This is a genomic window from Streptomyces sp. NPDC055962 (assembly GCF_042270185.1).
Lineage (GTDB): Bacteria > Actinomycetota > Actinomycetes > Streptomycetales > Streptomycetaceae > Streptomyces.
Map to the genome: position 1 here is coordinate 307,906 of NZ_JBHJYN010000003.1, position 22,696 is coordinate 330,601.

Below are 22,696 nucleotides of genomic sequence, written 5' to 3' on the forward strand. Positions count from 1 at the left end.
CGCGGGGGGCGGGCGCGCTGCTGCCGGGGCGCCCCCCCCCCCCCGGCATTTCCGGACGTCCCGTCAGATCTGGGCGGCCCGGAAGCCGCGGACCTGCTCCCACAGCATGCGCGGGGTGCGGAACATGTCGACGATCTGGAAGTCGTCGGGGATGACGAGGTCGTAGAGCTGCTCGATCGCCACCATGAGACCGACCGTGGCCATCGAGCTGAGGCCCGCGTCGGCCAGGGGCACATCAGGATCGAGCGCGGTGTCCTGGGGCACATCGGTCAGCACTCCGCGCAGCAGCTCCTCGAAGTCGGCGTCCCAGGGCGCCTGTTCCTGCATGGCTGGCACCTGGGCCGGGCCGGTCACGGTGCCGGGCGGCTCGGGAAGCCGGTCCGGATCGACGGTTCCGGCCCCGGTCAGCGGCCACTCGTCCACCACCACCAGGACGTCCGGGATCAGGTGGCGCGGCAGCCGGCGGCCGGCCAGCGCCCGGCGGATCTCGTCCGGGGAGAACTCCTCGGCGGGCACCGTACGCAGGTAACCCACCAGCAGCCGCCCGCCCGGGGCGGTGTCCGGCCGCTCGACCACGCGGCAGTCCAGCACCGCGGGATGGAGCCCGAGCAGTTCCCGGGTCCGGTGGACGGAGGCCGGGCCCATGGGCTCCAGCCGCCCGGACCGGTGGACCCGTGCCGTCCGGCCGGTGCGGTGCGGCCCTTCGGCGCCGTCGACCCGCAGCTCCGCGACCACACCGACGGGCACGGAGCGGCCCCGGGTGTCGACCACGTCGAGGGCCAGACCGCGTGGCGGCACTCCGTCGTAGGCGACCGGACCGACGAGTCCGTCGGCGGCGACGGTCTCGATCACCCGGGCCCGGCCTCGCAGGACGGCGGGCAGGGCGGGCCCCGCCTCGTCGTCACCCCCGAGGACCACGGTCAGGGGACGGGGCGGATCGACGACCACCCGCTCCGCCACCAGCGGCGTCGTCCCGAGGTGGGTCACCCGGCCCTCGGAGATCAGGCGCCTCATCTCGGGGACCGCCTCCGGCAGCGGGGCGGGCAGCAGGACGACGGCGGCTCCGGACGTCAGCGCCGTGAGGATCTCGACCAGACCGGTGGGAGTGACGGCGGGGCCGACGCAGAGCCAGGACGATCCCGGTCCGGATCCGGCGCCGCGTGACGCCAGTTCGTCGCGGAACCGGGCGACGGCGCGGGCGAGGGCGTGGTGCGTCACCGGGGTCCCCGGCTCCCCGGGCAGGACACAGGCCGCACCGGCGGGCAGCGCCTCCGGGCGGGTGACGGCGGCCCGGGCCGCGGCGCCGGGCGCCGCGAGGGCGAAGACGGCTCCGGCGCGTACCGCGGCGAGCAGCGTGGCGACGGTGTCCGGGCCCCGGTCCGGTGAGAGGGCTCCGAGCGTGACGGGGTCGCCCGGTCCGACGCCTCGCTCCCGCAGTTCCCGGGTGGTCCGGTCCACCGCCGCGTCGAGTTCCCGGTAGCTGAGCTCGCTCCCCCCGCAGCGCACCGCGACCGCGTCGGGGTGCGCGGCCACCACCGCGGCGAAGGCCTCGGCGACGGCCTGTGGTTCGGGTACGGGCTCCGTGGCGCGGTCCCGTCCCTCGGGCACGGCGGCGGGGAGGCAGCCGGCCCGGGAGTCGCCCTCCGGGCCGAGGGACATCCGCTCCAGGACCGTCCGGTACAGGGCGGTGAGCCGGGCCGCGGCCTCGCGGTCGAGGCGGTGGCTGGTCGTGTTGAGCTTGAGGACCCCGGAGATCGTGAAGACGTGCAGCGCGAACTCGTTGTCGTTGTCGTTGTACGTCGCGTCCTCGTCGATCAGTGACGCGTCGACCTGCCGGAAGTCGAGGTAGTTGAAGAAGACGTCCAGCAGCCGGCCGCCGGGGCCGAACTCCTGCTGGATGACCTGCATGGGGAAGACGCGGTGCGGCCACATCTCCGTCAGGCCGTCGTAGACCGCCCTGACGAGATCGCCCCAGGTATCCGCCTCCGTGGGCATGGCGAACGGCAGGGTGTTCAGGTACATGCCGAGCACCCGGTCCGCACCCAGGACCTCGGGCCTCGCGTCGCACACCAGCCCGGTGTAGAAGTCCTCCGTGGCGACGACCATGCTCATCACCTTCATGTGCGCGGCCAGCAGCACCGCCTTCATCGAGGTGCCGGTCGCGGTCGCCAGCCGGCGCAGATCGTCCTCCAGGTCCCGGAAGTCCAGCGTGTGCTGGTACCGCTCGCGGACCAGCGCCCTGTCGCCCTGCCAGGCGGAGGGCAGCGCCGTGCCTGTCCTGCCCTCGACGACGCCCCTCCAGAACGCACGGTCCTCCTGCGACTCCCGGGCCGCCGCCTCGGCCGCGACGTAGTCCGCGTACCGGAAGGGCACCGGCTCCGGCTCGGCGGGCGTGCGGCCCTCCCGGATCTCGGCGTAGCCGGTGAGGATCTCCATCAGCATCGTGTGGAAGCTGAACCCCTCGAGAATCGGATGGCACTCCGTGATCGTGATCCACCACTCGGGGGAGTCCTGCGCGGTGTGGGCGTGCACCCGGATCAGCGGAAAGGTCGTGATGGCCATCGGTGACCGGCGCTCGGACGCCGCGTACTCCTCCAGCGCGGGCCGCCAGCCGCCCGGGCCGAGCGTGCCGTGTCCGGTCGCACCGACCTCGATCCGGGCGGAGCGGTGCACCAGCTGCAACGGCTCGGTGTAGCGGTTGAGTTCGAAGCTGGTGCGGAGCACCTCATGGCGGTCGACGACGAGCTGGGCCGCGAGCTGGAGTGCCGCGACGTCCGGTGCCAGGCCGTCGCGGACGAGGTAGGAGGTGGTGTCCTGGTAGGTGTTGACGTCCGGTCGGGCCCGCAGCTCGATGATCATCCCGAGCTGGGTCGCGGTGAGCGGGTAGGCGTCCACCACGTCCGTGGGCAGTGCCGCCCGGTCCTGGGCGTTCAGCAGGGCGAAGGGTTCCAGGGCCGCGGGCAGGGCGGCGCCGTCCGGTGCCGCGTCGAGGGCCTGCCGAGCGCACCAGGCGGCCAGTTCCTCGACGGTCTGGTGGGCGAAGACATCGGTGGCCGACACCTCCAGGCCCTCCGCGCGCAGCCGGCCGGCGAGGGCCACGGCCCGCAGCGAGTCCCCTCCGACGTCGAAGAAGTTGTCCTGGAGGCCGATGTGGTCCGTTTCCAGGACCTCGGTCCAGAGGCGGTGCATCATCTCGGTCGGCACGGTGGCGGACGGGACGGCGGCCGGGACGGGCTCACCCGCGGTTTCCCCGTATGCCGGACGGCCGGCGGGCCGCGCCGGAGCCGGGCCGACCGGCTCGTACGGGCGGCCGACGAGGCCGGCGAGCAGCGCCTCCCACTCCGCGGCCCAGGTCAGCGCCGTCTTCTCGTCGATCACCGCGGCCGCGTACTCCAGGCGGGCGTGGAGCCGTCCGCCAGGGGCGGTGACCGTGTGCAGGGTCAGATCGAACTTGGCGTCGGGCACCGCGTCCGTCGCGATCCGCTCGACCCGCAGGCCGGGGAGCCGGAACCGGCCGTCCTCGTCGGCCTCCTCCATGTCGAAGGCCGCCTGGAACAAGGGGTTCCCGTCGAGGCCGCGCGCGGGGTTCACCGCGTCGACCACGCGCTTGAAGGGGACGAAGCGGTGGTCGAACGCGTCCAGTACGCCTTCCCTGACCTGGACCAGGACATCGGCGAAGGGCAGGCCGGCGGTGCGCCGTGACCGGACGGCGACCGTGTTCACCGTGTAGCCGACGAGCCCGTCCAGGTCGGGGGTCCGGGTGGAGACGGGTATCCCCACCGTCACGTCCTCGCTCCCGGTGAGCTGGGCGAGCATGACGTGGTAGGCCGCCAGCAGCACCATGTACGGCGTGGCGCGGTGCGCCGACGCCAGGGCGTGGACGGCCGCGGCGGTCTCGGGGCCGATCGTCAGCTCGACGAGTCCGCCGCGCCGGTCGGGACGCGCCGGGCGCGGGCGGTCCAGCGGCAGCGGCAGGTCCGACACGCCGTCGAGTGCGGCGCGCCAGTAGTCCAGGTGCGGGCGCAGCGCGGCGTCCGTGGTCCGGGTCCTCTCCCGGGCGGCGAAGTCGGCGTACTGGACAGGCGGTGCGCCGGGGACCGGGGAGTCCCCCTCGGTGCGGGCCGCGTAGAGCGCCGCCAGTTCGGCGGAGATGACCTGGTAGGAGTCCTCGTCGCACGCGATGTGGTGGATGTTGACGACCATGAGGTGCAGTTCGGGCCCGGTGCGGATCAGCGTGACGCGCAGCGGCTGGTGCCGGGTGAGGTCGAAGGGCCGGCTCCGCTCCCAGTCGGCGATCTGTCCGGCCCGCGTCCCGCGGTTCCCGGTCGGCTCGTCCGCCAGGTCGACGACGCGGAAGTCGACGGCCCCGGGCGGGTCGATGATCTGGTGGGGTACGTCGTCGATCTGCCGGTAGCGGGTGCGGAGGATCTCGTGACGTTCGACGAGGGTCTCCCACGCCCCGCGCAGGGCGTCGGTGTCCAGCAGGCCGGAGAGCCGGAGCGTCCAGGTCATCAGATAGGCGCGGCCGGCCGGGGCGAGCTGGTGCAGCAGCCACATCTGCTGCTGGCCGGAGGAGAGCGGAAGCGGTCCTGTCCGGTCCACCCGCTCGATCGTCCGTGTCTCCTGGGTACGGGCGGCCGGCATCAGGCGTCCCTCTCTGTCGCTTCACGGTGCGCTGTCGGATCGCCGTCCGGGACCTGGGTGTCCGGTGGCGGCTGGAGTCTCGTGACCTCACGGGCGAGGGCCGCCGCCGTGGGCAGGTCGAAGAAGGAACGCATGGACACCTCCACGCCGAAGGCGCTCTGGACGTTCCACAGCAGGCGGGCCGCGAGCAGCGAGGTGCCGCCCCGGGCCATGAAGTCGTCGTCGGGTCCCACGTCCGGCTGGGTGAGCAGGTCACGGACGAAGCCGAGGACGATGTCCGGACGGGAGGCCGGCACGTCGGCCGGCGGCGGCGCGGCCGGGGCCTCGTCGGTCCTGATGTCGTGGTGCACGTCGTCGCTCCCGTCCCCGTCGTCGTCCGTGTCCTCGTCCGTGTCCGTGTCGTCGTCCGTGTCCAGGCGGGTCGCGCCGACCGTCAGGCCGGGATCGGCGGCGAACCGTTCGGCCAGGCGGCGCATGCGCTCGGCGAGACCCGCCGCCAGCGTCCGGTCGTAGAGCGCCGAGGAGTACTCGAGCGCGCCCCCGTACCCTCCGTCGGGCCGGGGCCACAGAGTGAGCGCCAGGTCGGTCCTGGAGACCGTCCAGGCCCGGCCCAGCAGTTCGAGATCGCGTTCGCGCGGTACCTGCCCGACCGTCTCGTCACCGGTGAGCGTGAACAGGTTCTGGAACAGGGCGGTACGGGAGGGGTCGCGCTCCGGTGCGACCGCGTCGGCCACCGCTTCGAAGGGCACGGCGTGCCGGGCGAAGCCCTCGCGGCAGGTGCGCTCGACGGCGGCGAGTGCCTCGGCGAAGCTCAGGTCCGGTGTCAGCCCGGGGCGCAGGACGACGGTGTTGAGGAACAGCCCGACCAGGTCGTGGAGTTCCGGACGGGTGCGGCCTGCGTGCGGGGAGCCGACCCCGAAGTCCCACTGCCCGGCCGCTCGGGCGAGCGTGACCGTCCAGAGGGTCAGCAGGACCACGTAGGGGGTCGCTCCGGCCCGGCGGCCGAGGGCGGTCAGGGCCTCGGCCGCCGGGGCGGGCACCTCCACGACGATCCCCGCACCGTCGATGCTGCGCCGGGCCGCGCGTTCGCGGTTCGTGGGGAGTTCGAGCGGGGGAAGTCCCTCCAGCTGCCGGCTCCAGTAGGCGAGCTGCTCGGCGGACTGCGCCTCGGTGATCTGGTCCCTCTGCCAGGCGACCGCGTCGACGTAGCGCAGGGCGGCTTCCGGGAGGACCGGTTCGCGGCCTTCCCGGATCGCCGTGACCGTCTCACGCAGCTCCTGTTCGAGCAGCCGGGAGGACCAGCCGTCGCCGATGATGTGATGGCACACCAGGAGCAGCAGCTGCTCGTGCCCGCCGTCCCGGACCAGGGCGGCCCGGAACATCGGGGCGACCGCCAGGTCGAAGCCCTCCGCGAGTTCCCCGGCGAGGGTGTCGGCCATCCGCCCGGGAGTGGTCTCCAGGGTCCGCAGGGCGTCGGGGACATGGGGCTCGACGACGGCGGCCAGGCCCTGCGCGTCCATGCCGTAGCGGGTACGCAGCACCTCGTGCCGTTCCACGAGCCGGGCCAGTGCCTCCCGGACCACCTGTGCGGGCACCTCGGACGGCAGCCAGACGAGGATCGGAAGCAGGTACTCCCGGTTTCCCGGGTCCATCCGGTCCAGGACCCAGAACCGCTCCTGGGCGTGGGAGAGGGGCAGCCGGGAGCCGGGCGGCAGCTGGTCGATCGGCTGTGCCTTCGAGGCCCGGCCCAGCAGCTCGGCCTGCCGGCGGACGGTCGAGGCGTACTGCAGGTCGCGCAGTGTCACCGCGAGCCCCGAGTCCCCGGTGAGCCGGGCCGAGAGCCGGGTCAGCATCAGGGAGTGGCCGCCCAGGCGGAAGAAGTCGTCGTCGAGGCCGATCTCGTCGGTGCCGAGCAGCTGTCTCCAGGCGCCCAGGACGATGCGCTCCTCGGCGGTACGCGGCGCTGCGAGCGTACCGGGCGCGCGCGACCAGTCGGGGTCCGGCAGCCGCGCGCGGTCGGTCTTGCCGCTGCTGGTCCGGGGCAGCGTGTCGATCTCGGCGACGACGGCCGGCACGAGCGCCGGGGGCAGCCGGTCGCGGAGGTAGGCGGTCAGGCGTTCGGCCGCCCCGGGCCGTGTGGTGACCGCCCAGGCCGCCAGCCGGCGTGCGCCGCCGGGGCCTTCGGGGCCGTCGACCGCCCGGACGACGGCCTCGACGACCTCGGGATGGGTCTCCAGCGCGGCCTCCACCTCGCCGGGTTCGACGCGCACACCGTTGATCTTCACCTGGCTGTCGGCCCGGCCGACGAACTCCAGTGCTCCGTCGGGACGACGGCGTACGAGGTCCCCGGTGCGGAACATCCGGGAGCCGGGCGGGCCGTCGGCGTCCGGCACGAATCGCTCGGCGGTGCGCGCGGCGTCCTGGTGGTAGCCGCGGGCGACACCCGGTCCGCACAGGTAGAGCTCCAGCAGGGCGTCGTCGGCGGTGCCGTCGCCGTCGGCGGGAAGGGCCAGGACACGGGCGTTGTCGATGGGCCGGCCGATCGGCACGGCGCCGGTGAGCTGGGCGGGGTCGAAACGATGGGCCAGCGCGTCGATGGAGCACTCGGTCGGGCCGTAGGTGTTCCAGATCTCCACGTCGACCTGGGCGAGCACGCGCCCGCACAGTTCGGCGTGCAGCGGTTCGCCCGCGGAGCAGACCGTCCGCAGGCTCTTGCACGAAGCGAGGTCCGGCTGGGCGGCGAGCAGGCGCAGCATGGTGGGCACGACCTGCACCACCGTGGCCTCCTGTTCGCGGAGCGAGGCGAGGAGTTCGGCCGGATCGCGTCCCGCGTCGGCGCGGCCGAAGGTGACCGGCGCACCGCAGACCAACGGGCCGAATATCTCCCAGCCCGCGGCGTCGAAGGTGAGCGGCGTCTTCTGCAGCACCCGGTCACGGGGCGTCAGTTCCAGTGCGCGTACACCCCACAGCACCCGGTTGGCGATGCCCGCGTGTTCGACGACGACGCCCTTGGGGACGCCCGTGGAGCCCGAGGTGAAGATCATGTAGGCGGCCTGGCGCGCTTCGGTGGCGCACGCCGGGGTGTCCGGGTCGCCCGCCGTCAGGAGCCGGTCGATCCGGTGCGCGGTGGTCGTCGGGGCGAGTTCGGCGCCCCGGGCGGCCCACGTCCCGTCCACCACGGCCAGGCGGGCACCCGCCGCCTCGACCGTCTGCCGCAGCCGGGCGGGAGGGGCGTAGGGGTCGAGAGGGAGGTAGCACCCTCCGGCCAGCCAGATGCCGAGCAGCGCCGCCACGAGGTCGGGGCCCGGTGTCATCAGGACGGCGACGACGGACTCGCGCCCCGCTCCGAGCCCGGTGAGGGCGCCCGCGACACGGCGCGCCGAGCCCTCCAGCTCGCGGTAGGACACCTCGTCGGAGCCGGCGACGACCGCGGGTGCGTCGGGGTGCTCACGTGCCCGGTCCAGGAAGAGTTCCGGCAGCAGCGCGGTCATCGGCCACCTCGCTCCGGTCCGCGCGGGGCGCTCCCGCCGCGGACGCTGAGCGGACGCATGTCCGACCAGACGGAGGCGATGTGGTCCAGGCACTGCTGACGGTCGCCGGTGAACCCCTCCGCGCGCCAGCCCGCCGGCGGCTCACGGTGCGCGTTCCAGATCGAGTACTGCTCCTCGTGGTTCACGACTACTCGGTACGCCGTGTCCGCGGCCGTATCACTCACCGGGTCCTGCTTTCCTGAGGTCTTCGGATGCCTGGGTCGGGTCGAGCGCGATGGTCACAGCCGGGTACGCAGTGCGCGGGTGTCGACCTTGCCGTTCGCGGTCAACGGGATCTCCCGGACGGTGCGGAGGTCGGCGGGGACCATGTAGTCGGGCAGGTCCTGTGCCAGTTCGGCCCGTACGCGGGAGAGGTCGGGGCCGGCTCCGGCGGCGGGGACGACGAACGCGGCGAGCCGTTGTGCCCCGGACGGCCCCGGATAGGCGGTGACGACCGCGTCGCCGACGCCCGGGCACCGCAGGATCGCGGCCCTGATCTCCCCCGGCTCCACCCGGTAGCCGCGGATCTTCACCTGGTGGTCGGTGCGGCCCATGAACTCCAGCCGGCCCTGGCGCCAGCGGCCTCGGTCACCGGTGCGGTAGAGCCGGGATCCCGGGTCCCCGTAGGGATCGGGAACGAAGCGCTCCGCGGTGAGCGCGGGGGCGCCGAGGTAGCCGCGGGCCACCCCCGCCCCGCCGACGTACACCTCGCCGGGAACACCGTCGGGGACGGGTTCGAGGCTGTCGTCGAGGACGTACATCGCGGTGTTCGGGATGGGCAGGCCGAGCGGGACGAGACCGTCGGCCGGCAGACGGGTGACCACCTGGCCGGAGTTGCCGACGGTGATCTCCGTCGGGCCGTACTCGGTGGCGACCGGGGTACCGCCGGGCCCGGTCAGTTCGCCCCAGCGCCGGGCCAGTTCCACCGGGAAGGCGTCACCGGCGGCGATGACAAGTCCGGCGAGGCCGTGGGCCTCCTCCGGTTCGAGGTCCGTGGTGAGCAGGTTCAGGTGGCCGGGCGTCATCTTGATGAAGCTGTACGGAGCGCCCGCGAGCAGGTGCACACCGAGATCGGCGGCGTCCAGCGGGTCGGGCAGCAGGTCCACCCGCTGGCCGACCACCAGGGGCGCGAACAGGCTCGGGACGCCCAGGTCGAAGCCGATCGAGCTGAAGTGCGGGGACCCGCCGATCCCGCGGGCCGCGTACTCCAGGGCGGTCCACAGCACGTAGTTGGCCAGGCCGCCGTGGTGCACCATGACGCCCTTGGGCGCCCCGGTGGACCCGGAGGTGTAGATGACGTAGGCGAGGTGCGCGGGGCCGACCGGGACGTCGACGGGGTCGAGGCCGGCCGCGTCGATCGCGTCGCGGTCACGGTCCAGCAGGACGTAGTCGCCCTGGTCGAAGGGGCCGAGCGAGGGCAGGAGTTCCGAGCGGGTGACGATGAGGCCGCAGCCCGCGGTGGAGACCATGTGGCGGAGCCGGACCTGGGGCAGGTCCGCGTCCAGCGGCAGGTAGGGCGCGCCGCACTTCCAGACGCCCAGCAGCGTCGGCAGCAGGTCCGGGCCGCGGCGCAGACCGACGCCGACGGGCACCTCGGGGCGCGCGCCGTGTGCGAGGAGGTGGCGGGCGAGCCGGGTGGAGGCCTCGTCCAGCTGGCGGTAGCTGAGGGTCCGTCCGTCGGCCCGGACGGCGGGTGCGTCCGGGGTCCTGGCCGCCTGGTTCCTGAAGAGTTCCAGGACGTCGGCGGGTTCACGGGTGACGGTGCGCCCGACCGCCCAGCGACGCAGCACGGCCTCGCGCTCGCCGTCGGGCAGGACGGTGGTCACCGCGTCGCCGTCCGGCGCCGCGGCCATCGCCTCCAGCACGCGGCGGTACATGGCCGCCAGCCGGTCGAGTCCGGCGGCGCCGACGGCACCGTCGGCACGCAGGGTCAGGGTGTGCACGCCGGCCCCGACGCACAGGCCGTGGCGGCCCGTGACGGGCGGGGTGTCCGGTGCGGCGGCGAGGAGCACGCGGTCGGCACGCGGGGCTCCTCCGTCCGGCCCGGGTGCCGGTGGCATGGCCCGCAGGGCGTGACCGGCATGTGCGACCAGGTCCCGCCAGGTGCGCGCGGCGCCCGGCCGCACCGTCATGCCGCGTGCCTCACGGCCTCCGGCCGGCAGCACGTCCGTACGGAACTCCCGCTCCTCGACCAGGGTGTTCAGCACCTTGATGTGCGCGGCGGCCGGCACGGCGAAGGGCTCGGCGCCGGCGGAGACCGCCAGCGCGTCCAGCGCGGGGGCGAGGTCCGCGTAGTCCACCTCGACGCGGTGGCCCGCCTCCTCGGGTGCCGCGCACAGCCACGCGCCCGGCAGTGTGAAGTCTCCCGTGCTCACCCGTCGCCCCCTCTCTCCAGCAGCCGTCGTGCGATCCGTCCCATCCGTTCCCCCGCCTCGTCGAGGATGTAGTGGCCCGCGTCCAGCAGGTGCAGGGTGAATTCCCCGGTCGTGGCGGTGCTCCACGCGGCCATGGCTCCGGCGCCGACGAACGCGTCCCGGCGGCCGCCGATGACGGTGACGGGCATCTCCAGCGGGGCGTCCGAGGAGTACGCGAGCGTTTCGACGACCTGGTAGTCCGCCCGCAGGATCCGTTCGAACAGGGTCATCAGGTCGGGGTCGGCCAGGACTTGTTCCGCCATGCCCCCGTATCCGACGACCCGGGTGATCAGCTCGCCGTCCGGCAGCCGGTGCAGGGGAGGTTCCTCCACCGTGCGCATCGACGGCCCCTCGGAGGACGAGACCACCAGCTCGACCGGGAGCGGACCTCCCGCGGTACTGAGCCGACGGGTGAACTCGTAGGCCAGCACGCTGCCGGAGCAGTGGCCGACCACGACGAAGGGCACGTCGAGCAGGGGTGCCAGGTGCGGGCCGGCTTCGTCCAGCAGGGTGTGCCCGTCGGTGAGCAGGGCTTCGCCCATCCGGTTCTCGCGGCCGGGCGGCCGGACCACGCACAGGTCGGTCCCGGCCGGCAGGTGCTCCAGCCAGGGCCGGAAGACGCCGGCGCCCGCTCCGACGTGCGGGAAGCACACGATCCGCAGCCTCGCGTCGTCGTCGGGACGCAGCCGCGCGATCCACCGGCTGGTGACCGGCCGTGTCGCGGCCTCGGTCGTGGGGGCGCCGTTCATGCGGCGAGCACCTTCCTCATCAGGTCGGCCACGTGCGGGTCGTTGACGACGGGCAGGGGGGAGGCGAGCGCGAGGTCCAGCCGGTGGACGGTCAGCCGCTCCGGGGCCTCGCTCCATGCCTGCTCGGCCGGGTGGGCGGTGCGGCTGCCGGCGACCAGCACGGCCCGTCCGTCGTAGGGCGGGTAGCCGTACTCCTGGACCGCCAGGGCGACACCGGCCCAGGCGCGCTGGAGTCCGGGCAGGTCCTGCGGCCGCGACACGTCCTCGTACCAGCCTGCGTCGTGGAACCTGGCGAGGATGTCCTCGATGCTCTCGTCGCCGGTGAGCGCGAACCGCCCGGCGAGCATCGCCAGCCTGCGGCTCAGCAGATCGCCCAGGTCCGCGGGTTCCTCGCCGGGAGCGGGGCCTGCGGGCGGGGCGATCAGGGCCAGCAGCGCGGCCTCGGCGCCGAGGCCGCGGAGGCGGCGGGCCACCTCGAGGGCGACGACCGCCCCGTGTCCGAATCCGGCCAGCCGGTAGGGGCCGGCCGGCTGTCGCCGCCGCAGAGCGGCCAGGTACCGGTCCGCGAGCTGCTCGACGGATCCGGCCGTCGGGGTGGAGCCGCCCGGGCCGGTCAGCCTGAGCCCCACGGCCGCGCGCCCGTCCGCCCACGCCGCGACGGCGTCCCGTTCGGCCCGGACATGGCTCTGGGAGTGGATGACGTGGAGCGGTTCGGCCGCGTCGCCGTCGGCGATGGTCACCGCCCGGACCTCCGCCGGTCCCGGGTCGGGGTCCGGCCCCGCGTCTCCGGGGTCCAGGGCGGGCGGCCGCACCCTCGGCACGCTGTCGCGCGGGAGGGTCAGGTGCTCGGCGAGCAGCGCAGGAACCGGGGACCGCAGGACCTCGGAACTGCGGAGGGACAGGCCGTGCACACGCGCCGCGGTGGCGATCTGGATGATCGAGAGGGAGTCTCCTCCCAACTCGAAGAAGTCGTCGTACGGCGAGACCGCACGCCCGAGTTGAGCGCCACTGATCTCGCACAGCAGGCGCTCGACTGCCTGGCAGGTGAGCGGTATTCGATTCCGCGGGTTCGAGTGCACGGCGGGCTCCGTCTCATGGATCGAGCTTCTCGGAAAGCTTCGTTTCCGGGCCCCCCGCGGTACAGGCATCCCGCAGGCAAATTGCCAGGAACCAATTGCCGGTCCGCTGCCTGGAGATGCCCCCACGTGGCCGTGAAGACTTCCCCGGGGTCGCCGAGACGGGGCTCCGTGCAATTGCCTCAGCGATGGGGAGAAACGCGGAAGAGGAGAGGCAGGCGTGACAACGATGGCGGGCGCGAACGCCGACTACGGCAAGGAATCCTCACTGCTCGAACTCACCGGTGAGGAGCGGACCGCACTGGAGGAACTGGCGGAGCGGCTCGCTCTCGTCGGACCCGCCCTGATCGACGATCCGGACTGGCGGACCCTCGCCCGGCGGGAGAGCTGCCGGGTTCCGGTCCGGCTGAGCCGGGCCCTGCGGGACTTCGCCTACGACGCGGGTCCGGACGGGACCCTCACCATCAGCAACCTGCCCCTGCCGGCCGCGGGGCTCCCGCCCACGCCCACCGTGCGGGACTCCGTGGAGCGCGCCGCCACGACGCCGGCGACGCTGGCGATGCTCCTGGGCAGCGAACTCGGGGCGGTCATCGCGTACCGCGAGGAGAAGCAGGGCGCGCTCGTGCAGAACGTGGTCCCCGTCCCGGCACTCGCCGACTCGCAGAGCAACGGCGGTTCGGTGCGCCTGGAGTTCCACACGGAAAACGCCTTCCACCCGCACCGGCCGGACGTCGTGGGCCTGTTGTGCCTGCGGCCCGCGCACGAGGACCAGGTGGGCACGCAGGTCGCTTCGATCCGGCGGGCCCTGCCCCTGATCGACGACGAGATCCGCACGGTCCTGCACGAGCCGCGCTTCCTCACCGAGGCGCCGCCCTCCTTCCGCTCGAACGGCCGGTCCGACCCGAAGCCGGTGCTCGACGGCGCTCCCGAGGACCCTGACATCTGCGTCGACTTCCACGCGACCGGCGGGCTCGACGAGGGGGCGGAGAAGGCCCTGGTGCAACTGCGGGAAGCACTGTGGGCGGTGCGTTCCGACGTGGTGCTGGGGCCCGGGGACATGATCTTCGTGGACAACCGGATCGTGGTGCACGGGCGGGTGGCGTTCTCACCCCGCTACGACGGCAACGACCGCTGGCTGCACCGGGTCTTCGTCCACCTCGACCACCGCCGCAGCCGCGGCTTCCGGCCGGGCAACGGCGCCGTGCTGACCTGACCGGGCCGGGCCGGCGGCGGGACGGGTGTGTCCCCGGATCCCGGCGCCCGGCCCCCGGATCCACCGCCCCCGACCTGCGGCCGTCTCCGTGTCCGGCAGTTCCGCGACCGGGCCCGCCGGTGGTGGGCGAACAGCGAAACCATACCGCCGCCGTACCGTCCTCGAACCGGGCCTTCCTAGCTTTGGGGCCGTCGGCGCCCCTCCCCTCGCGGCATCACCTCGACCGGACAGGAAGTGTGCCTCTCCCATGCCCCTTCTGCGCATCCCCCTGGGCCGAAGGCCGAAGATCCCCCCGACCGTCCACGGAATCGTCACCCTCCTGGGCCTGCTCCCCCGCATCAGCCGGAGCAAGGCGGTGTTCGGCCTGTTCGGTGTGCTGGTGGCCGCGGTCCTCCCGATGGCCGGCGCAGTGGTGACCGGGCTGCTCATCGGATCGATCGAGGAGGCCCTCGACGGCGGGTTGTCCTCGCCGGCCGGGCGGCACACCTTCGTCCTGCTGGCCGTGGCCGGGGGGCTGGTCCTGGTGCAGCAGACCCTCGCGCCGCTCCTGAGGGCGCTCGGTGAGACCCTCGGCCGCGAGGTGGACCGGGATCTGCAGCAGCGGGTCATGGCGGCCACGGGCCGCCCCGAGGGCACGGCCCACCTGACGGACCCCCATGTACTGGACGCCCTCAGGGTGGTGCGCGGCCTGGGGACCACGGAGACCGACCGCCCGAGCCACGCCGTGGCCGCCCTGTCGGTGGTGCTCCCGGCCTGGCTGCGGGCGCTGGCCGCGGCGGCCCTGCTGCTGGCCTTCCACTGGTGGCTGGGTCTGATCTGGCTGCTGGCCTGGCCGGTGATCGTGCATTTCATGCAGCGGGAGTACTTCCGGGTCGGCCAGGTGGGCGGCGAGCACAGCACGGCCCTGCGCCGGGCGGAGTACCTGCGCGATCTGGTGCTGACCCGGCCCGCGGCCAAGGAGGTACGGATCTGGGGCCTGCTGGATTGGCTCATCGACCGGTTCGGCCGGTCCTGGAGCGAGGCGACGGAGCCGGTCCGGCAGGAGCGCAGACCGCGCGCCCGGGTCGTGCTGGGTGCCACCGGGTCGGTCGCCCTGATCAACCTGCTCTCGTACGGCGTGCTGGCGTGGGCTGCCGTCCACCAGGAGATCGGGATCGGCGCGGTCGCCGTCTACACCCAGGCGCTCGGACTGGCCAACAACTACACGGCGTTCGACGACAACAACGCCTACCTGTCCTTCGCCGGTGCCGCGGTCCCCCGCGTCCTGAACCTGGACGCGCGCCTGTCCGCCGAGGCGCGGGACAGGCCGCGGCTCACCGAGCTGCCCGCCGGGTTCCCCACGGCGCGGATCGACTTCGAAGGGGTCCGCTTCCGCTATCCCGCGAACGACCGCGAGGCGCTGAGCGGGATCGACCTCCACATCGCCGCGGGCCGTTCACTGGCCGTCGTCGGGGACAACGGGGCGGGAAAGAGCTCGCTGGTGAAGCTGCTGTGCGGCCTGCACACCCCGACATCCGGCGTCATCCGCGTCGACGGCCACGATCTGGCGGACCTGGAGCCTGCGGCCTGGCGTGAGCGCATCGGCGTGCTGTTCCAGGACTTCGCGCGCTACCACCTGACCGCGGCGGAGAACATCTCCATGGGCGCGCCGCAGTGGGCCGGCGACCGGGACAGACTGCGTGAGGCGGCACACCGGGCGGGGGCGCTGCCGCTGATCGAGGGGCTGCCGGGCGGCTGGGACACCGTGCTCTCGCCGGAGTACACCGGGGGCACGGACCTGTCGGGCGGCCAGTGGCAGCGCATCGCGCTCGCCCGTGCCCTGTTCGCCGTGGACGCCGGAGCACGGGTCCTGATCCTCGACGAGCCGACCGCCGCACTCGACGTGCGGGCCGAGGCGGAGATCTACGAACGCTTCCTGGAACTGACGGCCGGACTCACCACGATCCTGATCTCGCACCGCTTCTCCACCGTACGGCGCGCGGAGCGCATCGTCGTACTCGAGAAGGGGGTGGTCGTGGAGGACGGCGGACACGAGGAACTGCTCGCCCGGCAGGGGCGGTACGCGGCGATGTTCGACCTCCAGGCGGCTCGCTTCGTCGAGCCCCGGAGCGGTGGGAGTGCGGCCGCGGCGCCGCGGGCGGCGGCGGAGGCGGGACATGCGTAAGACACTGCGGGGCTACCGGGAACTGATGCGGATCGGTGTGGGGGCTGCCCCCTTCCACGCGACGATGCAGTTCCTGACCGGCATCCTCTTCGAGGTCTCCGTGCCACTCGGCGGGCTCGGCGCCAAGCTGATCATCGACGCGGCGGTCTCGGGCGACACCGGCCTCGGCCTCGGCGCCGCCGTGCTGCTGGCCCTCGCCGTCGGGGTCGCGCTGGGCTCGGTCTTCTACTACGTGCACTGCCTGTTCACCGTCCAGGAACGTGCCACGGCGGCGGCCAGCAGGCGGCTGATGAGGCTGCTCGGCGGCGCCGAGGGACTGACGCACTACGAGTTCCCGGCCTACCTGGACCAGGTGCAGCGCATCCGTGAGCAGCAGGGCCAGCTGTCCGGCATGGTGAACGCGACGGCCGGTGTGCTGCGGGTCGGGGCGACGCTGATCGTCACCGCGGTCCTGCTGGCGGGTGTGGACCCGCTGCTGCTGTGCCTGCCCGTGCTCGCCCTGGTGTCCTTCTGGCTCGGCAAGCTCAGCCGTGATCTGACCGTACGGGCGCAGGAGGCGACGAGCGAGCAGGAACGCCTCCGCCGGCACCTGTTCGAACTGGGCACGTCGACCGACGCGGCGGGCGAGCTGCGCGTCTACGGTCTGACGGACCTGCTCGGCGACCGCCACCGGAAGGTGTCGGGCGGGGTGATCGGGCAGCGCAACCGGGCGAGTTGGCGGGGGGCGTGCCTGCAGGCGCTCGACGCGGTGGTCACCACCCTCGGGTACATCGCCGCGATCACGCTCGTCGTGGTGCTCGCCGTGCGTGGTGAGGCCACGGCCGGCGACGTCGTCCTGGTGCTGGGCCTGGCCGCCCAGCTCACCATGACGGTCAGCACGGCGGTGCAGTACGGCACCTACTTCCTGGTGGTTCTTCGGGTGGGCCGCATCCTGGTGTGGCTCCAGGACTACGTGGCCGAGGAGCGGGGCGCCCGGAAGGTCTCCGCCTCCTTGCCCGAGACCCTCGGACAGGGCATCGAGCTGCGCGATGTCGGCTTCGCCTATCCGGGTGCGGAGGACGGCCGCGGCGTGCTCGCCGGAGTGGACCTGCACCTGCCGCCGGGTGCGGTCGTCGCCCTGGTCGGGGACAACGGGGCGGGCAAGACCACACTGATCAAGCTGCTCTGCGGCTTCTACCGGCCGGACTCCGGCAAGATCCTCGTGGACGGCGTGGACCTGGCGACGTGCGACACCGCCGAGTGGCGGTCCCGATGTTCCGCGGCCTTCCAGGACCATGCCCGGCTGGAGTTCCCCGTCCTGGAGACGGTGGGGGTCGGCGACCTGCCGCGGATCGAGGACCGGGCCGCCGTGGGAGCCGCCCTGGAGCGGGCCGACGCCTCGGGTGTCGTGGACAGCCTGCCGCAGGGGCTGGACACCCAGCTCGGGAACCGCTGGGACGACGGGGCGGAGCTGTCCGGCGGCCAGTGGCAGCGGCTGGCGCTGGGCCGCGGACTGATGCGTACCGATCCCCTCATCGCCGTGTTCGACGAGCCGACGGCCGCGCTGGACGCCCACACCGAGAACGCCCTGTTCGAGCGCTTCGCCGCGGCGGCGCGCGAGGGCCGGCAGCGCAGCACCGTCACCCTGCTGGTCTCGCACCGGTTCTCCACCGTGGGGATGGCCGACCTGATCGTCGTCCTGGACGACGGAAGGATCAGGGAGCAGGGCAGCCACCAGGAGCTGATGGCCCTGGGCGGCCTCTACGCCGAGCTGTTCGAACTTCAATCCCAGGGGTACCGATGACGCTCGACTACACCGACGGATTCGCCCTGCTGGGCGGGCACCTGCCCGTCTGGAACTCCCGGCGGTTCGCGGCACTGAGAATGCAGCGCGGCTGGACCCAGGAAGAACTCGCGGAGTACTCGGGCCTGAGCGTGCGCACCATCAGGAACCTGGAGCTGGGCCGGGTGCAGAACCCGCGCCGCTCCTCGGTGGACCTGCTGGTGAACGCGCTCGGCGTCACGGACGAGCAGCAGCAGTGCGCCGAGAGCCCTGAGCCCGCGCGGTGGCGCGGGCTCCAGGCGCCCGACTCCGCCCTGGTCGGCAGCCCTTCCGCGCACCAGCAGCTCGTGCACACCGTCCGGACGCACCGGCTGACGACGTTCCTGGGCCCGGGAGGGGTCGGCAAGACCAGGATGGCCCTGGACGTGGCCGCGCAGGTCAGCCACCTGTTCCGGGACGGCGTCGAGGCGGTGGAGCTCGGCGATCTCGATCCCGAGGACGGCCGGCGCGGGGAGCAGACGGCCGCGGTGCTGGAGCGGGTGCGCCGGCAGATGGCGCGGGGCCTCGCCCCGGGCCGGCCCGGCACCGGCACTCCGGAGATCGGGCCGGACACCGACATGCTGCTGGTGCTGGACAACGCGGAGCACATCCCGGCCGGAGTGATGGCGGCCACCAGGGAGCTCCAGGCCGCGTTCCCCGCCGTCCACATCCTCATCACGACCCGTCGCAGGCTGACCGAGCGGATGGGTGCGAACCGGGAGATCCAGCCGCTGCCCCTCGAACACCCGCCCGGTGAGCCGCTGTCCCGTGCGCCGGCCGTGGAGCTCTTCCTGCGCCATGTCGGCAGCGGGACCCCCGCGGCCACGGAACTGGAGAAGGACCTGCCGCTGGTCGCCGAGCTGTGCCGCCGGCTCGGCGGCCTGCCGCGCTACATCGAGTTCGCGGCGGAGTGCCTGCGGGCGATACCCATCCGGCTGATGCTCTCGTACGGGCCGACACCGGAGATGCTCTGGTCCAACGACCACGCGCTGCTGCGCCACCAGCGGTCGGTGACGGACAGCATCCTGTGGAGCGTCGACCTCCTGAGCAAGGACCACCGGCTGCTGCTGGAGCGCATCGCGGCCCTGCCCTCGCGCCGTTTCGTGCTGGACGAGATCAGTGCCGGCTACGACCGGTCGGGGCGGCCCGAGGGGCCCAACCCCCTGACGCTCGTCTCGGACCTCCTGGACACCTCGCTGCTGCTGCCCGATCCGGCACACCCCTACCACTACCGGCTGGCGCCCTTCGGGGCCGAGGTCCTGCTGCGCTCGGGCCGTCCGACGCCTGAGCCCGGCGGTCCAGCACTCGGCTGAACCACCGGGCCCGGTCGGCCCGCGGACCGGCTCAGCCGATCTCGGGCCAGTCGTCGAGGTTGTCGCCGTGTGCGTGGATCAGGGCGGAGACGGTGCGTTCGAGACCGAACGCCATGCAGGAGCTGTGTGCCGGTCCCTGGCCGGCGAAACCGATGGCGAACCGCTCGCCGAGATGGTCCTTGTGACAGTTGGCCGAGGCGATCGCGGTGCCCGGGTCACCGTCGTGGACCTGGGTGTGGAACTCGTACTTGAGGTCCTGCTGGATCTGGCTCGTGCGCATGAAGCGGTCGCCGGGACCGAAGAAGGGGTCGCTGGCCTGCTGGACGGAGATCTTCAGCCCCAGCCGGGTGAAGAGCTCCTCCGTGCGCGCGATCCAGGCGTCCCTCCACTGCCAGGCCTCCTCCTGGCCGGCGACCACGACGAACTCGCGCATGCGGAAGGCACGGAAGCGGCCGTACTCGCTGGTCGCCTCGTGGCGGTAGCAGTGCCCGACCGCGTCGAAGAACTGCGCCTCCCCGACGGTGCTGTCCGCGATCTGCGGATAGACGCTGTAGCAGACGGCCGGGGCGAGCACCACGTCCGTCCCGGACCGGGCGGCCTCGGGGTCCTGGGCGTCCGGGGTCTCGCCGGTCCGCAGCGCGTGCACCGAGCCCAGCAGTTGCGGGAAGGACTCGGCGTACTGCGCGCGGTCGATGTGGGTACGCGGGACGACCGGTGCGTACCAGGTCGGGCCGGGCGAGGGGGAGGGGTCCACGGCGGTGAGGGCCGTCTGCAGCTTCGCCAGGACCTGCTCGAACTTCGGGGTGAAGCTCAGCAGCCCGGGTACCCCGGTGGGCAGCACCCAGCCGGCCTTCGTCGTTGTCATCGGGACAGTCACGCTCCTTGGGGAATGCGGGATGGGTGAGAGGTGGACGGACACGCGGCGCGGTGTGCCCGGGGAGCCCGGGAGGTCCGGCGGACGCGGATGCCCGGCGCGGGCGTCTACCAGCCGGCGGTCTCGGCGACCGTGTCGTAGGCACCGTCGAGGCCCGCCATGAGCGCGGGGATCTGATCGACGTGCAGGGGAACTCCCAGCACGCTCTCCAGCTCGACGACGAACTCCACGGCGAGCAGGGAGTCGACGTCCAGGTCCTTCTCGAAGTCCGTGGCCGCCTCGACCGCGGCGGGCTCGACGGAGAAGATCGCGACCGCGACGTCGCGGATGAGCGCACGGCGGGTGGCCCGGTCGGTGTCGGTTCTCATGTCGTCCATCGATTCACTCTCGCTTCTGGGGTCAGCTCGCGCAGAGCAGGGGGAAGGGTGTCGCCGACGGCCGCGCGCAGCAGCTCCAGGTAGTCCCCGGCCAGCCGTCGGGCCGTGCGTTCGGTGAACAGGGAGGTGTTGTACTTGAGCTTGGCCTGCATGCTGCGGGCGCGCCGCGTCATCTGGAGGGACAGCTCGAACTGCCCCTGCTGCTGCGGCAGGTAGTACTCGGCCGTGCGCAGCCCGGCATGCTCCACCTCGCGGCCGGGTTCCATGGCCGCGGCGATGGGGTCGTCCTCGTCGAGCTCGTTGAGTGCGAACAGGACCGTGACCGGCCCCGGCCGGCCCGGGTCGCGCGGCAGCTCGACGAGTCCGGAAAGCAGCGCGAACGGGTAGTCGCGGTGCATCAGACTGCGCCAGAGTGCGGCGGAGGTGCGGCGGACCAGGGCGTCGAAGCCCTCCTCGGGGTCCAGCTCCGCCCGCAGCGCCAGGGTGTTGACGAAGTATCCGATCGCGTCGCGTGCTCCCGGCCCCTGCCGCTGGGTGACCGGGTATCCGACCACGAACGTCGTCCGGCCGCTGAACCGGTGGACGAGCAGCTCGAAGACCGAGAGGAGATAGGCGAACAGAGTGACGTTCCGCGCAGCGACCGCGCCGTCCACCCCCGCCACCAGGTCCGCGGGCAGTTCGAGGTCGATCTCCGCGCCCTCGGGACGGTAGAGCGGCGGCCGCGGCAGGTCGACGGGCAGGGCGATGTGCTCCGACACGCCCTGGAGTTCACGCTTCCAGTGCTCTCGTGCACGGTCGGCGCGCGGCGAGTCCAGGTACGCACGCTGACGGGCCACGAACCGGTCGAACACGGCGCCGGAGTCCCGGGGCTCGTACCGGCGGCCCGCTCGCAGTGCCGCGTACCGCGAGAGGATCTCCCGGCAGATCACCAGTTGCGAGATGTTGTCCGCCACGATGTGGTGGGCGGTGATCAGCAGGACGTCCGGACGGCCGCGGGGCCGCAGGAGCGCGGCCCTGACGGGCGGTTCGCGGTCGAGGCCGAACGGGCGCCGGGTCAGGCCCAGCGCGAAGTCGCGGAACTCCTCCGTGCCGAGGTCCGGCTCGTGCCGCTCGAAGACCGGGGCCGTGGCCGGCGCCGGGTGGCGGCGGACGCGGCCGGTGTCGTCGCAGGCGAACACCGAGCCGAGCAGGGTGTGGTCCAGGATCGTGGCCCGGACTGCCGACTCCAGCACCGCGGCGTCGACAGGGAAATGCAGGCTGAGCGCCGCCGTGACGTTGTAGGCGACGCAATCGGGGTCGAGATTCTGGATTAGCCAGAGAGCTTCCTGCCCAGGAGTCAGCTCTCCGCCGACCGCGGGTGCGGAATTCCTCTTCATCATGGGTCAAGTACGGCATGCGGCTTCGGGACTCGACAAGGAATCGGAACGGCAACTTTGCTGCCTGTACCAAACTGCCGGGCACTTGCCTGTCCCCCGCCGGAAACCCCTCCCTACGCTGTGCTCGTGATAATCGTCCTTGAATTCTCCGATGCGGGGTTGACGAGAATTGATATATGAAAACGCGTACGAGATGGTCCAGGACGATGTCTTCCTTCATCTCGACGACGCTGCCGCGAATATCGATCTCTATCTGAAGATAGAGGGCCTCAACCCTGCCGGGTCCATCAAGCTGAAGACGGCACGGAGCATGGTGGAGGACGCCGAGCGCCGGGGCGTCCTGCGCCGGGGCTCCCGGCTCATCGAGTCGTCCTCGGGCAGCCTCGGCATCGCCCTGGCAGTGGTCTCAGCCGCCAAGGGGTACCGCTTCCTGTGCGTCACCGACCCCAGCACCTCGGCGCTGAGCGTCGAGATCATCAGGGCCCTCGGTGCCGAGGTGGTGACGGTGAACCGGCTGGACGCCAGCGGCGGCTACCTGGGCACCCGGATCGGCTACATCCACGAGCAGCTGGCCGAGGACCAGGACCTCGTCTGGCTCAACCAGTACGCGAACCCGGCGAACTGGGCCGTGCACGACCGGTGCACGGCGGCGGCGATCACTGCCGCCGTCCCGGACCTGGACTACCTGTTCGTGGGCACCGGCACCTCCGGGACCCTGATGGGCTGCATCCACCACTTCAGCCGGCACTCGCCGGGGACCCGGATCATCGCGGTCGACGCGGTCGGCTCGGTCAACTTCGGCCATCCGGCGGCACGGCGGTACATCCCGGGGATCGGGACGAGCAGACGCCCGGAGATCCTGCGTACGGACCTGGTGGACGACACCGAGCTGGTCGCGGAGACCGACACCGTGCGCACCTGCCGATGGCTCGCCCGGCGCTACGGCCTCTTCGCCGGCGGATCGACCGGATCGGTGGTGCGGGCGGTACTGCAGCGTGCCCCCGAACTCCCGGAGGGATCGCGGGTGGTCGCCGTCTCGCCCGACCTGGGCGAGCGCTACGTCCAGACGATCTACAACGACGACTGGGTGACCGGCACCTTCGGCCCCGAGTGTCTCAAAGAGTCCGACGACGAGCTGTTCGAGCTGACGAGGGCGAGGAACTGA

The 22,696-nt window shown here is 72.8% G+C and carries 14 protein-coding genes; 5 read left to right on the forward strand and 9 right to left on the reverse strand.

The genetic code is table 11. From position 1 onward, the window contains the following. Window positions 1-63: 63 nt before the first annotated feature. From ACFC51_RS11950 to ACFC51_RS11975, 6 genes are read right to left on the reverse strand one after another with little or no spacing between them, the layout of a single operon-like run. A complete protein-coding gene (locus ACFC51_RS11950; protein WP_376528321.1) occupies window positions 64-4,644 on the reverse strand; it encodes a condensation domain-containing protein in 4,581 nt (1,526 codons plus the stop codon). Next, window positions 4,644-8,135 (reverse strand): amino acid adenylation domain-containing protein, encoded by a 3,492-nt coding sequence (locus ACFC51_RS11955; RefSeq protein WP_376528323.1) that lies wholly within the window; start codon window positions 8,133-8,135, stop codon window positions 4,644-4,646. Before ACFC51_RS11955 ends, ACFC51_RS11950 begins: the two co-directional genes overlap by 1 nt. After that, the gene (locus ACFC51_RS11960) at window positions 8,132-8,359 is read right to left on the reverse strand and encodes an MbtH family protein (RefSeq protein WP_376376137.1); all 228 of its coding nucleotides are present in this window, start codon (window positions 8,357-8,359) and stop codon (window positions 8,132-8,134) included. The genes ACFC51_RS11955 and ACFC51_RS11960 overlap by 4 nt, the downstream gene beginning before the upstream one ends. Window positions 8,360-8,413: 54 nt before the next feature. Beyond that, entirely contained in the window at window positions 8,414-10,549 is a 2,136-nt protein-coding gene (locus ACFC51_RS11965; RefSeq protein ID WP_376376136.1) for an amino acid adenylation domain-containing protein, read from the reverse strand. After that, window positions 10,546-11,337, reverse strand: a complete 792-nt coding sequence (locus tag ACFC51_RS11970) for a thioesterase II family protein (RefSeq protein ID WP_376376135.1) — start codon at window positions 11,335-11,337, stop codon at window positions 10,546-10,548. Before ACFC51_RS11970 ends, ACFC51_RS11965 begins: the two co-directional genes overlap by 4 nt. After that, on the reverse strand, window positions 11,334-12,416 hold the full coding sequence (locus ACFC51_RS11975; protein ID WP_376376133.1) for a thioesterase domain-containing protein: 1,083 nt from the start codon (window positions 12,414-12,416) through the stop codon (window positions 11,334-11,336). The genes ACFC51_RS11970 and ACFC51_RS11975 overlap by 4 nt, the downstream gene beginning before the upstream one ends. Window positions 12,417-12,642: 226 nt before the next feature. On the opposite strand from ACFC51_RS11975, the gene ACFC51_RS11980 reads away from it, so the two are divergent. The 4 genes from ACFC51_RS11980 (at window position 12,643) to ACFC51_RS11995 (ending at window position 18,904) form a co-directional block, all read left to right on the forward strand. Further along, complete coding sequence (locus ACFC51_RS11980) at window positions 12,643-13,626, forward strand: TauD/TfdA family dioxygenase (RefSeq protein WP_376528649.1); 984 nt, start codon at window positions 12,643-12,645, stop codon at window positions 13,624-13,626. Window positions 13,627-13,873: 247 nt separating this feature from the next. Next, window positions 13,874-15,790 carry an ABC transporter ATP-binding protein gene (locus tag ACFC51_RS11985; RefSeq protein WP_376528325.1) on the forward strand — a complete coding sequence of 639 codons (1,917 nt, stop codon included), beginning with the start codon at window positions 13,874-13,876 and terminating at the stop codon, window positions 15,788-15,790. Further along, window positions 15,783-17,573 carry an ABC transporter ATP-binding protein gene (locus ACFC51_RS11990; protein ID WP_376376129.1) on the forward strand — a complete coding sequence of 597 codons (1,791 nt, stop codon included), beginning with the start codon at window positions 15,783-15,785 and terminating at the stop codon, window positions 17,571-17,573. The genes ACFC51_RS11985 and ACFC51_RS11990 overlap by 8 nt, the downstream gene beginning before the upstream one ends. Beyond that, on the forward strand, window positions 17,570-18,904 hold the full coding sequence (locus ACFC51_RS11995; RefSeq protein WP_376376127.1) for a helix-turn-helix domain-containing protein: 1,335 nt from the start codon (window positions 17,570-17,572) through the stop codon (window positions 18,902-18,904). Before ACFC51_RS11990 ends, ACFC51_RS11995 begins: the two co-directional genes overlap by 4 nt. A 31-nt stretch (window positions 18,905-18,935) precedes the next feature. On the opposite strand, the gene ACFC51_RS12000 is transcribed toward ACFC51_RS11995, so the two are convergent. From ACFC51_RS12000 to ACFC51_RS12010, 3 genes are all read right to left on the reverse strand, one after another. Further along, window positions 18,936-19,769, reverse strand: coding sequence for an aminoacyl--tRNA ligase-related protein (locus ACFC51_RS12000; protein ID WP_376376125.1), 834 nt, complete (start codon window positions 19,767-19,769; stop codon window positions 18,936-18,938). 116 nt (window positions 19,770-19,885) lie between these two features. Then, a complete protein-coding gene (locus ACFC51_RS12005; RefSeq protein ID WP_376376123.1) occupies window positions 19,886-20,155 on the reverse strand; it encodes an acyl carrier protein in 270 nt (89 codons plus the stop codon). Beyond that, window positions 20,143-21,534: a condensation domain-containing protein gene (locus ACFC51_RS12010; protein WP_376376121.1), complete on the reverse strand. Its 1,392-nt coding sequence runs from the start codon at window positions 21,532-21,534 to the stop codon at window positions 20,143-20,145. Before ACFC51_RS12010 ends, ACFC51_RS12005 begins: the two co-directional genes overlap by 13 nt. Before the next feature lie 166 nt (window positions 21,535-21,700). On the opposite strand from ACFC51_RS12010, the gene sbnA reads away from it, so the two are divergent. Beyond that, a complete protein-coding gene (gene sbnA, locus ACFC51_RS12015) occupies window positions 21,701-22,696 on the forward strand; it encodes a 2,3-diaminopropionate biosynthesis protein SbnA (RefSeq protein WP_376528327.1) in 996 nt (331 codons plus the stop codon).

What these genes read in the sequence shown, in the direction of transcription:
- ACFC51_RS12005 (WP_376376123.1), bottom strand. Translation starts at nt 20,155, where the DNA reads ATGGACGACATGAGAACCGACACCGACCGGGCCACCCGCCGTGCGCTC.
- ACFC51_RS11970 (WP_376376135.1), bottom strand. Translation starts at nt 11,337, where the DNA reads ATGAACGGCGCCCCCACGACCGAGGCCGCGACACGGCCGGTCACCAGC.
- ACFC51_RS11995 (WP_376376127.1), top strand. Translation starts at nt 17,570, where the DNA reads ATGACGCTCGACTACACCGACGGATTCGCCCTGCTGGGCGGGCACCTG.
- ACFC51_RS12000 (WP_376376125.1), bottom strand. Translation starts at nt 19,769, where the DNA reads ATGACAACGACGAAGGCCGGCTGGGTGCTGCCCACCGGGGTACCCGGG.
- ACFC51_RS11980 (WP_376528649.1), top strand. Translation starts at nt 12,643, where the DNA reads ATGGCGGGCGCGAACGCCGACTACGGCAAGGAATCCTCACTGCTCGAA.
- ACFC51_RS11955 (WP_376528323.1), bottom strand. Translation starts at nt 8,135, where the DNA reads ATGACCGCGCTGCTGCCGGAACTCTTCCTGGACCGGGCACGTGAGCAC.
- ACFC51_RS11990 (WP_376376129.1), top strand. Translation starts at nt 15,783, where the DNA reads ATGCGTAAGACACTGCGGGGCTACCGGGAACTGATGCGGATCGGTGTG.
- ACFC51_RS11985 (WP_376528325.1), top strand. Translation starts at nt 13,874, where the DNA reads ATGCCCCTTCTGCGCATCCCCCTGGGCCGAAGGCCGAAGATCCCCCCG.
- ACFC51_RS12010 (WP_376376121.1), bottom strand. Translation starts at nt 21,534, where the DNA reads ATGATGAAGAGGAATTCCGCACCCGCGGTCGGCGGAGAGCTGACTCCT.
- ACFC51_RS11950 (WP_376528321.1), bottom strand. Translation starts at nt 4,644, where the DNA reads ATGCCGGCCGCCCGTACCCAGGAGACACGGACGATCGAGCGGGTGGAC.